General features: G+C 63.4%; 13 protein-coding genes and 1 tRNA gene. 13 read left to right on the forward strand and 1 reads right to left on the reverse strand.

Annotated elements, in window-relative coordinates; translation table 11 throughout:
- Positions 1–63 precede the first annotated feature (63 nt).
- The 3 genes from ACWW1C_RS04700 (at position 64) to ACWW1C_RS04710 (ending at position 2,821) form a co-directional block, all read left to right on the forward strand.
- Complete coding sequence (locus ACWW1C_RS04700; RefSeq protein WP_455982366.1) at positions 64–1,083, forward strand: AurF N-oxygenase family protein; 1,020 nt, start codon at positions 64–66, stop codon at positions 1,081–1,083.
- A 126-nt stretch (positions 1,084–1,209) separates the two neighbouring features.
- On the forward strand, positions 1,210–1,578 hold the full coding sequence (locus tag ACWW1C_RS04705) for a YciI family protein (protein ID WP_455982367.1): 369 nt from the start codon (positions 1,210–1,212) through the stop codon (positions 1,576–1,578).
- A 7-nt stretch (positions 1,579–1,585) separates the two neighbouring features.
- A complete protein-coding gene (locus ACWW1C_RS04710; protein WP_455982368.1) occupies positions 1,586–2,821 on the forward strand; it encodes an RNA polymerase sigma factor in 1,236 nt (411 codons plus the stop codon).
- Here ACWW1C_RS04710 and ACWW1C_RS04715 read toward each other — a convergent pair.
- Positions 2,818–3,408: a hypothetical protein gene (locus ACWW1C_RS04715; protein ID WP_455982369.1), complete on the reverse strand. Its 591-nt coding sequence runs from the start codon at positions 3,406–3,408 to the stop codon at positions 2,818–2,820. The genes ACWW1C_RS04710 and ACWW1C_RS04715 overlap by 4 nt on opposite strands.
- 248 nt (positions 3,409–3,656) lie before the next feature.
- Here ACWW1C_RS04715 and ACWW1C_RS04720 point away from each other — a divergent pair, with 248 nt between their 5' ends.
- The 10 genes from ACWW1C_RS04720 (at position 3,657) to ACWW1C_RS04765 (ending at position 12,606) form a co-directional block, all read left to right on the forward strand.
- Positions 3,657–4,739 (forward strand): GGDEF domain-containing protein, encoded by a 1,083-nt coding sequence (locus tag ACWW1C_RS04720; protein WP_455982370.1) that lies wholly within the window; start codon positions 3,657–3,659, stop codon positions 4,737–4,739.
- Between the two features lie 33 nt (positions 4,740–4,772).
- Positions 4,773–5,594 carry an EAL domain-containing protein gene (locus ACWW1C_RS04725; RefSeq protein WP_455982371.1) on the forward strand — a complete coding sequence of 274 codons (822 nt, stop codon included), beginning with the start codon at positions 4,773–4,775 and terminating at the stop codon, positions 5,592–5,594.
- Between the two features lie 76 nt (positions 5,595–5,670).
- Positions 5,671–5,744 (forward strand) — tRNA-Leu (locus ACWW1C_RS04730).
- A gap of 110 nt (positions 5,745–5,854) precedes the next feature.
- Positions 5,855–6,670 (forward strand): mycofactocin-coupled SDR family oxidoreductase, encoded by an 816-nt coding sequence (locus ACWW1C_RS04735; RefSeq protein WP_455982372.1) that lies wholly within the window; start codon positions 5,855–5,857, stop codon positions 6,668–6,670.
- 175 nt (positions 6,671–6,845) lie between these two features.
- Complete coding sequence (locus tag ACWW1C_RS04740) at positions 6,846–7,148, forward strand: hypothetical protein (RefSeq protein ID WP_455982373.1); 303 nt, start codon at positions 6,846–6,848, stop codon at positions 7,146–7,148.
- A gap of 52 nt (positions 7,149–7,200) precedes the next feature.
- A complete protein-coding gene (locus tag ACWW1C_RS04745; protein ID WP_455982374.1) occupies positions 7,201–7,830 on the forward strand; it encodes a cutinase family protein in 630 nt (209 codons plus the stop codon).
- 238 nt (positions 7,831–8,068) lie between these two features.
- On the forward strand, positions 8,069–8,977 hold the full coding sequence (locus tag ACWW1C_RS04750) for a LysR family transcriptional regulator (protein ID WP_455982375.1): 909 nt from the start codon (positions 8,069–8,071) through the stop codon (positions 8,975–8,977).
- A gap of 406 nt (positions 8,978–9,383) precedes the next feature.
- Positions 9,384–9,896, forward strand: coding sequence for a cupin domain-containing protein (locus ACWW1C_RS04755; protein ID WP_455982376.1), 513 nt, complete (start codon positions 9,384–9,386; stop codon positions 9,894–9,896).
- Between the two features lie 371 nt (positions 9,897–10,267).
- Positions 10,268–11,671, forward strand: coding sequence for a hypothetical protein (locus ACWW1C_RS04760; RefSeq protein WP_455982377.1), 1,404 nt, complete (start codon positions 10,268–10,270; stop codon positions 11,669–11,671).
- 515 nt (positions 11,672–12,186) lie between these two features.
- Positions 12,187–12,606 (forward strand): hypothetical protein, encoded by a 420-nt coding sequence (locus ACWW1C_RS04765; RefSeq protein ID WP_455982378.1) that lies wholly within the window; start codon positions 12,187–12,189, stop codon positions 12,604–12,606.
- The last annotated feature ends 9 nt before the right edge of the window (positions 12,607–12,615 follow it).

Raw genomic sequence — 12,615 nt, forward strand, 5'->3', positions numbered from 1 at the left:
CGGGACCGGGGGTCCCATATAACTGATTGGGCAACGGTGCTCAGCGAGTAGGGGAGCGACGTCATGGCTGTTACGAAGATGGTCCGCCGATGGCGCACAGGGATGGACGTGTGCGACGACCTCGACTACTGCGCGAATCTCGAGACGCTCTCGGCGGGTTCGGTACGCCGTAACTTCAACCCGTATCTGGACTTTTCGTGGGATTCGCCCGAATTCCGGGTGACCGAGAACGACCCGCGCTGGGTGCTGGCCAAGAGCGACCCCATCGGGATGAGCGCCTGGTACCAGGCGCAGCCGCTGGAAAAGCAGATCGCGATCGGCATGTGGCGCCAGGCCAACGTCGCCAAGGCCGGACAGCAGTTCGAGAGCATGCTGATCCGCGGGCTCCTCGCGTACACGTTCTGGGTGCCCAACGGCAGTCCCGAGTACCGCTATTGCCTGCATGAAGCGGTCGAAGAGGGCAACCACACCCTGATGTTCCAGGAGATGGTGAACCAGGTCGGCGTGGACGTCCCCGGCCTGCCGCGCTGGGTCAAGTGGCTCAACTGGGCGTTCCCACTGTTCGCGAGCCCGATGCCGACCTTCTTCTTCATGATGGTGCTGTGCGGTGAGGAGCCGATCGACCACATGCAGAAGTCGATCCTGCGCGAGGGCGGTTCGATCCACCCGATCATGGAGCGCGTCATGGCGATCCACGTTGCCGAGGAGGCGCGCCACATCTCGTTCGCTCACGAGTTCCTGCGCCGGCGGATCCCGGAGATGCGGCGGCTCAACCGGTTTGGGCTCTCCATCATGTATCCGCTGTCGTTCCGGCTGGCGGCCTCGCTCATCGCCAAGCCGCCCCGCTCCTTCTGGCGTGAGTTCGACATCCCCAAGTCGGTGAAGAAGGACATCTTCTGGCGGGCACCGGAATCCAGGACGATGCTGCGCGAGATCTACGGCGACGTGCGCATGCTCGCCGAAGACACCGGCCTGATGAATCCGGTTGCCAAGGTGTTGTGGCGGATGTTCCGGATTGACGGCCCGGCGTCGCGCTACCGCAGCGAGCCGGCGCGCCACGCCGCCGTCACTGTCACCGTCTAGGTCGCAGCGCCCACATTGCGATGAGCTTCGGCCCGATCGCGAGTCATTTCATCAGTCATGTCGAAATCGGCCCCGCCCGTTCGACGTGTATGTGAAGGATTGACTCGACGACGAAAGGTCACCGCAATGCTGTACATGGGTTTGGTCATCATGGATCCCAACCAGGGGATGCCGCCGCAGGAACTGATGGACGCGATGGAGGTCTACGTCGGCAAGAACACCGCCGACGGCATCTATGTCGGCGGCGGCGGACTGGGACAGGGCGAGAACCGGATCGGCTACCAGGTCCGCTCCGGACAGCTGAGCACCACCGACGGGCCCTTCACGGAGGGCAAAGAGATCATCGGTGGGTACGCCATGCTCGAGTACCGCAACCACGCCGAGGCCGTGGAGGGGTGCCGCTCGTTCACCGAGCTTCACCGGCAGCATTGGCCGGAGTGGGAAGGCCGGGTCGAGCTGCATCTGGTCGAAACCGAGCCGTGTCCCGGCGCCTGATCGTCGCGTGACCACAGCGGAGGCAGTGACCGCCGCGTGGCGTGCCGAATCGGCGCGCCTCGTGGCGGCACTGGCTCGCATGACGCGCGACGTCGACCTTGCCGAGGACGTCGCGCAGGACGCTCTCGTTGCGGCGCTTGAGGAATGGCCCGAGCGGGGAATTCCCGCGAACCCCGCCGCGTGGCTCATGACGGCGGCGAAGCGCCGCGCGATCGACCACATCCGTCGGGCCGAGACGCTGCGCCGCAAGAACGAGGAGATCGGGCAGCGGCTGGAGGAGGTCGAAATGCCGGATTTCGACGGGCAGGTCGACTTCATCGAGGACGACGTGCTCCGGCTGATGTTCCTGACCTGCCACCCGGAGCTGCCTGCGCCGTCGCGAGCGGCGCTGACTCTGCGGCTGGTGTCAGGACTGAGCACCGGCGAGATCGCACGCGCCTTCCTGGTGCCGGAATCGACGATGGCGCAACGGATCACGCGCGCCAAGAAGAGCCTCGTCGGCGTCGACATGGAGCTGCCCGTCGGGGCCGAGCGGGCCGACCGCATCGACGACGTGCTCGCTGCCATCTACCTCACTTTCAACGAAGGCTACGTCGCGACCACCGGCCGGGACTGGACGCGCCCCGACCTGTGCTTCGAAGCCATCCGGCTGGCGCGCATGGTGGCGGCCATGGTCCCGGATATTCCCGATGTCCTTGGGCTGCAAGCACTTCTGGAACTACAGGCGTCACGGATCCCCGCTCGCGTCGACCACGTCGGGGCGCCGGTGCTGCTGGACGATCAGGACCGGGCGCGGTGGGATCACCTGCTGCGACACCGTGGCCTCCGGGTGCTGGACCGGGCCGAGAAACTCGCGGCGGCCGGTGCACCCGTCGGGACGTACTTTCTGCAGGCGGCCATCGCGGCCTGCCATGCGCGCGCCATCCGAGCCGAGGACACCGATTGGCAGCGGATCGCGGACCTGTACGACGTGCTGGCGCTTGCCGCGCCGGGTGCCGTCGTCGAGGTGAACCGCGCGGTGGCCCATGGACGTGCGCACGGAGCCGAAGCGGGCCTGGCCGTGCTCGACGCCCTCGGCTCCGATCCGCTGCCCCGATCGCCGCTGCCACATGCGGTCCGCGGAGACCTGCTGGAGCGTTTGGGTCGAACCGTCGAGGCGTCGGCAGCGTTCACGCACGCCGCGACGCTCAGCAGCAACGACGCCGAACGGTCGCTGCTGCTCCAGCGGGCCGAAATGATCTAGGCCGGCTTCTTGGTCAGGTCGGCGTTCTCGTCCTCCTGGATCGGCACGCCGTCCTTCTGTGAGATGGATTCGATCGACCCGATCGAGGAGTTCAGGTCGGTGATGCCGCTGGCGTCGCCGCCCTTCAACTTGTCGAACGCCGCCTGGACGGTGTCCCCGAGCTTGTCCAGCGGCGCGATGATCGCCTTGCACAGCGTGGGGTCGGCCTGCACGTCAGTGGCGGCCAGCCGAACTTCACGTTTGACGAACAGCGCCGAGAGGCCGCCCTTGATGAAGGCCTTGATGCGGCCGTCGGCGCCCTTCTTGAACGTGCCCGCCTGGAACGGCTTCCACAGCCAGCGGTGGAACGCGCCGAAGGCCAGGCCGCTGTGCGCGACGAACTTGGTCTTGGCGAACGAAGTGGTGGCCTGCGCGGGACAGGTCTGGGAGATGGGCGCGGCGTCACCGGCATCGCCCGACGGGTCGGCGGGGATGGAATCCGACGAGGTGGCGTTGTTGCCCGTCGATGTCTGTTTGTGTCCGCAGCCGCCCACCAGCAGGACGACTGGGATGATCAGGACCGCGATCAGACGGACCAGCGTGTTCACGAGTTACCCCCGGCAAAGTTGGCTCGGTTCCAGGACCGCGCGAAGCTAGCACTCGAAGCTGGGTATTTGGTGGCAGTCGGTGGCTTCGACGAATCTGCTCAGACAGGCGGAACCGGCCTGGGTCTGTGAGAATCGTTCGAAAAGTATGCTTTTGCTTCACTGCGCTGCGAGCAGCATTTATATTGACGAAGACGTAACAATCTTGCCGTCGTAGTCGCCTTGAGTTTTTCCGGAGCCATGGAGGCCCAGTGACTGCAGAAGCCTTGGCCCCTGAGCCGATCACCAGTGGCGGGTTCACGGACGCCGACTACACCCGGGGCATGGAGCGCCTGATGAAGGCGGTCCAGGAGCTGTCGATGGCCCGCAGTCTGTCCGATGTCCAGCGCATCGTACGTACCTCCGCGCGTGAACTGACTGGCTGCGATGGCGCCACCTTCATCCTCCGGGACAACGGCAAGTGCTACTACGCCGACGAGGACGCGATCGAACCTCTATGGAAGGGCATGCGGTTTCCGATGGAAGCGTGTGTCAGCGGCTGGGCGATGCTGAACAAAGACGCGGCGGCGATTCCGGACATCTATCAGGATGCCCGCGTGCCGCACGACGCGTACCGACCCACCTTCGTCAAGAGCATGGTCATGGTGCCGATTCGGACGCTCGATCCGATCGGGGCCATCGGCAACTACTGGTCCTATGCGCGGCAGCCCTCTGAAAGAGAGATCGGCCTGCTCCAGGCACTGGCTGACTCGACGTCGATCGCCATGGAAAACGTTCAGGTCTATACCGAACTCGAACAGCGGGTGCGTGAGCGCACGGCCGATCTCGAGAAAGCCAAAGCGGAAATCCACCAGCTGTCGATTTCTGATGAATTGACCGGCCTACTGAACCGCCGCGGGTTCTTCGTGGTCGCCGAACCCGCCCTGGAACTGGCAAAGCGCAATAGGCACAGCTGCCTGGTGGCATTCCTCGACGTCAACGGCCTCAAGCGCGTCAACGATGGATATGGCCACGAAATGGGTGACGAGCTCATCCGCGATGTGGCTGCGGTCTTGCGCTCGACGCTGCGCAATTCCGACATCATCGGGCGGATGGGCGGGGACGAGTTCTGCATCCTGGTCTGCGATCCGGACGGTGACCTGCCCGTCTTCAAGAAGCGGATCCTCGGAGCGTTCCGGGCGTTCAACGGGACCCACGATCGTGTCTACAGCCTTTCCGCCAGTATCGGCATGCTGCATGTATGGCCGGCCGAGGACGGCACGCTCGAACAGCTGCTGGCCCGCGCTGACGAACTCATGTACGAGGAAAAGCGCGCCGGACCCCCTCAGCGTTGAAATCGATCGGATTGCGGTGCCACGCTGGTTCCATTGCCTGCTTCGAGTGCGGGCGTCGATGACGAGCGGGGGAAAGCCATCTCAGAGCTTCTCGTAGACCTTCGCCAGGCGATCGACCGAGATGAACTCTCGCTCGTCTATCAGCCGAAGTTCGACGCGCGCACGGCCGCTGTCGTCGGGGTGGAAGCGTTGTTGCGATGGCGCCACCTCGACCGCGGTTTACTGCGGCCCGCCGATTTCCTTCCGCTGGTGCGTGCGCACGGTCTGATGGGACAGGCGACTGGTCTGGTCGTCAACATGGCACTCGACGACGCGCTGCGGTGGTACGTCGCCGGTGTGGAAGTGCCTGTGGCCGTTAACCTTTTCGCGCCATTGCTGAGCGATTTGAATCTGCCGGACCAGCTGTGTCAGGCGCTGGACGACCGCGGGTTGCCGCCGTCGGCGCTTGCGGTCGAGATCACCGAAGACCTGTTCGTCGACAACATGGAAGACACCCGGATTGTGCTGACCGACTTGGCCGACCGCGGCATCAGGATCGCGCTCGACGACTTCGGCACCGGGTACTCCGCGCTTACGTACCTGTCCGACCTGCCGATCGACGAGATCAAGCTGGACCACGACTTCATCGCGCGGGTCGCTGTCGACGACCGAGCCGCCCTGGTGGTGCGTACCATTATCGACCTCGCGCACAAGCTCGGTTTCGGGACCGTCGCCGAGGGCATCGAGAACGCCGAATCAGCCGCGCAGTTACGGGATTTCGGCTGTGATGTGCTGCAGGGGTTCTTCCTGAGCCCACCCCTGCAGGCGTCCGAGGTGCTGGGTGTGGTGGGTGCGGGCGTGAGGCCCGCGTTCTAGGCCCTCGCCCTGCGGTTGGGGTCGGGTTCAGTGGCAGGGTGGCCACGTCATAGGTTGTTACCCGCTTGATCACCAAGCCCCCATAGCCCAATTGGCAGAGGCAGCGGACTTAAAATCCGCCAAGTGTCGGTTCGAGTCCGACTGGGGGCACCCAACTGCGGCGACAGTACGCATCTTGTCGGCTCTAGCAAATCCCTCCTCGCGAGCGTTTACTGATCCCACGGCGTTTCGGTGGCATCAGCAAGAACCGGAGGGTTGCCATGGGCCTTCTCGACGGCAGGGTCGCGTTCGTGACCGGCACGGCGCGCGGCATGGGACGTAATCACGCGATACGACTCGCGCGCGAAGGGGCGTCGGTGATAGGCATCGACATCGCGGCCGACGTCTCGCCGCACTGCGCATGTCCGGGCCCCACTGAGCGGGACCTGCACGAGACCGCGCGCCTCGTCGAGGCCGCGGGCGGCAAGTGCGTGATGGCGGTCGCCGAGGTCCGCGACTCCGCGGCCATGGACGCGGTGCTGAGGGACGGCGTCGAAAGGTTCGGTGGACGACTCGACGTCGTTGTCGCCAACGCCGGGATCAGCAGCTGGGCACGGTTCTGGGAGATGCCGGACGACGAGTGGCAGACGATGATCGACGTCAACCTCACCGGTGTCTGGCGCACGATGAAAGCCGCTATTCCACACATGATTTCAGCGGGCAATGGTGGGTCGATCGTCAACATCAGCTCGGTCGCCGGGATCAAGTCATTGCCGGGGCAGGCTCACTACAGCGCTGCCAAGCATGGTGTGGTCGGCCTGACCAAGTCGGCCGCGATCGAACTCGCCGAATTCAAGATCCGAGTGAACTCCATCCACCCCTGGGGCGTCGACACCGTGCTCGCCGCGGACCCCACCGTCGGTACGTTGCTCACCGAGCACCCGAGTTATCTGATGTCGTTCGGCTGCATGCTCACCGATCCGTTTCCCTCCAACGTCGACGACATTTCCGATGCGGTGATCTACCTCGCGTCGGATTTGTCACGTGCTGTCACCGCAACGCAATTGACAGTCGATATGGGTGCCACGAAGGTCTGACCCCCCGCTTCGACGTGGGTCCACCAGCATCCGATCCATTCGGGCACAAAATTTGCTGTTCGGCCATGGGGGTGCGCAATCAGGCGGACGATCGTAGAAAGCGTCCACCGATCACATTCTCAGCCCGCGAAGGCCGAGGCAGTGCCGCCGTGGTGGCACGGAGAGAAGGCCCATCATGATGTACGCAGAGGTAGGAATCTCGGCGGTGCTGTTGGTGGTGCTGGGTGGCGGCGGGCGTGCGATCACCGCTCGCCTGCGCCGCTCCCGCCGCACGCGGCTGCCGGATCGCCACGCCGCGCTGCGGCTACAGAAAGCTCATGGAACCCATTCGGCGGCAAGGACTTACCCGCCCAATGGCTCGGCCAGTTCGAACGGGCTGCGCCTGGCCATCGAACGCTCGCATGCCAAGCGGGTGCGACGACGCCGCGCGAAGAAAGAATTCCAAGCTTGGCTGCAGATCACCTCGGAACCACTGTGATGCCGGACCAAACCCGTCGCGGAGCGGTCCGACCGTCCTACGATCGGTCGGTATGACCCGAAAGCTCGCGTTGATCTCGGCCCTCACCGCCTTGGCTCCAGTAATCCCGACCATCGCATCTGCACCGGCAACCGCCGCACCGTGCCCCGACGTCCAGGTCGTGTTCGCCCGTGGCACGACCGAGGCGCCGGGCCTGGGCAGTGTCGGACGTCCGTTCGTCGAAGACCTACGTGCCCGGATCGCACCGCGCTCGGTTGAGGCGACACCGGTCGACTATCCGGCGAGCAACGACTTCGCCGTCAGCACACCGGCCGGCATCGACGCTGCGCGAGCAGTGATCGAGTCCACCGCGGCGAATTGTCCGAAGACCAAGATGGTGCTCGGTGGTTACTCGCAAGGTGCGGCGGTCATCGAAGGAGCTACCAACGCGGCGCCGCAGCTCGCCAGCCGCGTGGCCGCCACCGCACTGTTCGGTGCGCCCCGCACCGGTTTCGCCGGCATGCTCGCCGGCGGACCGTTGCCCGAGCTGGCACCGCAGTACGCGGCCAATTCCATCGATCAGTGCGCCGAGGGCGACCCGATCTGCTGGGTGGGTGGCGGCTTCGACGTCGGTGCCCACGGTTCCTACGTCCAATCCGGAAAAGTCACGCAGGCAGCCGATTTCGCGGCCGGCCGGCTCTAGAACCGGGATTTGCGAGCGACCCAAGCACCACCCGAGATCGCGTTCGAACTGCTTCAAATTCTCTGACGTTCCGCGATTCCGTCGTCTCCACACCGGCGAAGCAACCGGCCGCGGGTGAGACTGGGCAATGTGCCTACCGGCTCGCTCGAAGAAGTCGAGAAAACGTCACAATTGGTCGATCATCAGCCATCCGAATTCCTGATGAAGACCGATTATCTGAGTCAATAACATTCACCGCATGGATGCACTGGGGCGGATCGACCTGAACCTGCTGGTGACGTTGCAGGCTCTGCTCGCCGAGAAACACGTCACCCGGGCGGCGTTACGTCTGCATAAGAGTCAGCCGGCTGTCAGCCATTCCCTCGCACAGCTGCGTGCGCATTTCAACGACCCTCTGCTGGTGCGACGCGGCGGCCAGATGACCTTGACGGCGCACGCTGAGGCGTTGAAGCAGCCTCTTGACGATGCGCTGACCAGTCTCAACGGGCTGCTCAGCGCCCCGGACTTCGACCCGGCGCTGGAACGACGCCGATTCCGCCTCTCCTTATCCGACTATTCGTCGCGCATCGTTTTGCCGCCGTTGGTCCGCCACATTCGTCGAAATGCGTGCGGTATGGACTTGGCGATCAGTCAGGCGACCAGGGAGACCATGTTGGCACAACTGATTGATGGCGAACTCGACCTCGCGTTGGGAATCTTCCCAGAGGTACCGGAAGGCGTTCGGGTTCAAGACTTGTTCTCGGAACGCTTCGTCTGCCTCGCTGACAAGGCTGCACTGCCCGAGAAAGGCGATCTATCCCTGACCGATTGGCTACAGCGCCCGCACGTCACATTGGCGATGCGCCCGGATGCGACAGATGAGATCGAACGGACACTCGCCTCGCTCGGGCTGCACCGCCGCCTGGCCGTGGCGCTGCCGCACTGGGGTGCGGCCGTGGATCTGCTAGCCGGCACGGATCTTGTCCTGACGGTGGCCAGTCGAGCCGTAGGCCCGATGCGGCGTCACAAAACACTACGAAAGTTCAATCCGCCCTTGGAGCTTCCGAAGTTTTCTTACCAGCAAGCGTGGCATGTGCGGCGCGAACCGGACCGCGCCCATCGCTGGCTTCGCGAGGCGGTATTCACCTGCATGCAGGCGCTCCCATAGTCCGCGCTATCCAGATCCCGAACCGGCCGAGCCTCTAGCTCCGCGGAAGGTCGACGGCCGCTATTCGTGATACGAATACGGTGAATGCCTACAAGCGATTTCCCTTTCGTTGGGCCGTCATGGAGCATCGAAATGTGAGTGTCGCTGGATGGAGCACCCGGCTCGACGGTGTGCCTCGGTCAGCGACTTTCGTCCTAGTGATTATGGGCCTGGCCCTCAGCGCACGCCGTGGTGAGCCGAACATGACACATCGGGAAACTGCGAACCCTCTTGGGTCGTCGTACTTGGCAACGGACATATGCCGGTGCTCTGCTCTTCAGGCACACCCATGGGTGCCGATCTAGTGTGAATCGCAGGCGGACAGAGGAATTCGCCGGGGCCAGAACCCAACAAAGGAGGGTCTTTCATGTCGTACTTTGGTTTTCCAGACCGGTATCCGCCTACCCTCTATCACGGTGAGGACGGCGAGGTATCGGCGTATTTGCGCCGAACCGACACCCCGCCCACGCTCACCTATCCCACAGGGGAAACCTGCGAATATCTAACCAGCGGTGCCCAGTCGGAGGGCAGATTCGGGTTGTACCGGTGGACGTTCGGCGAAGAAGAACATGGACCCGACGCACACTTTCATCGCACCATCACCGAGCACTTCTATGTTTTGCGCGGCACGGTATCACTTCATGACGGAAACAAATGGGTTACCGCCAATCCCGGAGACTATCTCTACGTCCCGGCGGGCGGCTGGCACGGTTTCCGGGGCGGTGGCCACGCCCAAATGTTGCTTTCGTTCTCGCCGGGTGGCCCACGCGAAGACTATTTCGAAACTCTCGCCACTGGCGGCCTGGACGCCATGAGCGCAGATGAGCGCCAAGCGTTTATGGACCGTCACGACACATACTGGGCTAAAACCCAGAGCTGACAACAGGCGAACGGCGGGCGGAAGTCGTTGACTCCAACCCAGGCCTCTGGTCAATCCCGCCGATCTCGCTGCCGTAGTACCCGGCCTGTGTCCTCGACGCCGATTCCGTGGGCTTACCTGCAACCTCGTTCCAGACCAGAAGTCTCCAGGTTCTCCGCGGCGGTTCGTATTCGGCATTACAACATTTTTCCATTAATAGCTTTATGTAGTTAATTGTCTCGGTTGGTTAACTTTCTGTCGTTGAATTTCAATATCGAATAACGAATAATTTCGGCGCAATTCGCCCCACGTGGTGATCAGTCTGAAGTAATTTGCGGGTGCAGGTTACCGATTACTGAGGGGGAGTTATGCAAACGTGTGTCCGGACCGGCATGACCAGCGGTGTGGCGCTGATCGGAGCGAGTGCAATTGCGCTGTCACCGATAGTGGTGGCACCGCAACAGGTGCACCTGCCGGCGGTCCCGGTGTCGAGCCTCGCGACGACGTTGACCTCGTCGGTCAATCCCATCAACGAATGGGGGAAGGTCCTCACGACAACGTTCAACAACATTTCGGCCCTCGGTCAGCAGGTGTGGGCCGACCCGGCTCCCATCCTGAAGCAGATCATCATCAACCAGATCGGCTACGCGAACACCGTCTCCACGGCGCTTGGCGCCGCCGGCAACAGCCTCGTCGCTACTGTGGCGGCACTTCCACCGGCGCTCCGTCAAGCAGCACAACAACTGGCCGCCGGCCAGATCAGCGGAGGCCTGAACACGGCATTTCAAGCGCTGCTCAACTTAGTGGTGAACCCCGGCTTGGCACTGATGCAAAGCCCGATATTCAACATCCCCGGCCAGGTTATGCAGAACATGACCAACGTCGCCAAACTGCTTCCCGATGTTATTGTCTCAGCGGGCTTTTCAGTGCTCAGCACGGTTAGTGGTGTCCAGCGCGCCTTTGGCGATACCGCGCAAGCGGTGTACGACGGGGTTCGCGCCGGCAACCTCGGGGCGGCTGTGAACGCGATCCTCAACGCGCCGGCCGTGCTCACCAACGCATTCCTGAACGGGTATGCACCGACGGGAGCCGCAGGCATTCTGAGCTCCGGATTTGGCTTGGTCCCCTTGATGGTGATCAGCATTCGCCAAGCCATCGCGCAAGCGCTGGGCGCACCGGTACCAGTCGCGGCGACGGTGGCCGACGTCGGACCGGCCACCCTTCCGTCGGCCGCCTTGTCGGTTGCGGCGGTCACGCTGGGCGCTGAGAAGGTGACGACGCCTGATGCCGCAAAGTCCGCAGCGGCGAAGGTCGGGGCTACAAAGACCACCCCGACCGAACCCGCCGCGACGGTGCCCGCCGTGTCGAGTGCAGCGGATCCTGTCTCGACTTCACCCGAAACACCCTCCACCGCAACCGAAACGAAGCCGGAATCGGGTACAACCGCGGAGAGCGCCAGCACGCCAAACGGGGGCGCCGACGCGGCCGGCGGCACCAAGACCGGTACGCCCGGCACGGCCGGTGAGCCCACGAAGCCCAGCGGATCGACCGGGAGCGAGACGGGTTCGGGCGGCACCGCCAAGCCAAAGGGCGGCGCGACCAGCGGTACGAAGCCCGGTACGCCTGGCAAGGCCACGGACGGTCTGACGAAGGCGATCAACTCCGCGGGGGAGAACCTGAAGTCCTCGTTGAACAAGTTCGGCGCCGGCCTCAAGAACGGCTTCGGCAAGCCGGCCAAGCCCAGTAAGAGTGGTAGCAGCGCCGGCGCAAGCAGCGCAGGCGGCAGCAGCAAGTAACCGCATCCTGGACCAATCGGCTCCTCCTGCGACGACCGGGGAGGGGCCGATTGCTGCCATTAGACAGGCCACTGCGTCAGGCATCGCCGTTGTCCGGTGCGTGGCCGAGCTATTTCCGCAGGCAATATCTATGCAGAAATAGCTTTCTATTATTCAATTCTCAATACCGAATAGCTAATAACGAATAATGAATGCGACACGGCAATAGCAACGTATTCAATATGTGCACGGAATTTAATTGAGGGCGAGTTATGTTTTCTTCGCATTACCGCGGCGCGGCACCTCGCCCACGTCGCTACCTTCACCTCTTGGAGATAACAATGCGATCGAATACGTCCACGTTGCGTCGTGCCGGCGCCATTACTCCGATGGCGCTTGCTGCTGCACTTTGTTTCGCCGGGGCGGCGCATGCAGCCGTCTCTGTGAATTGGAGTTGTCAGGCCTCGGTTGGGACTTCGAGTATGACAACCTCGGTTACCACGACCGCGCCGGGTTCGGTGACCGCGGGTTCTCCTGTGGCCATCACCATTGCACCGGGTTCATCGACGGTTCCGACGTCGGCGGCCGGAGTTACGGTCGTCAAGATCAGCAACATGAAGATGCTCATACCGGTGCCGGCCAACTCGACGTATGTCTCCTCCAGTGCATCCGGTGGATCTGTCGCCGGCACGACGGCCCTCGTCGGCAGTAATGTCGTGCTCACCGTTCCCGGCCCAATTTCCGGTGGGGCGACGTATACCCCGCCCCAAGTCACCATCAACGTGACGGCCAACGCTCCCGGCTCAATTACCAGCAAGTATGCCGGCACCAGCTACACCGACCCCGGCATGACCTTCACCACCACCGTGAAACCGCCGCTTCTTCCTCAAATCGACGTCGCAACCGCGTGCTACCCGAATCCGTCTCCGACGCTCACCACCACGACCGTCACCTAACTCTGGATG

This window comes from Mycobacterium sp. HM-7 (assembly GCF_053852335.1).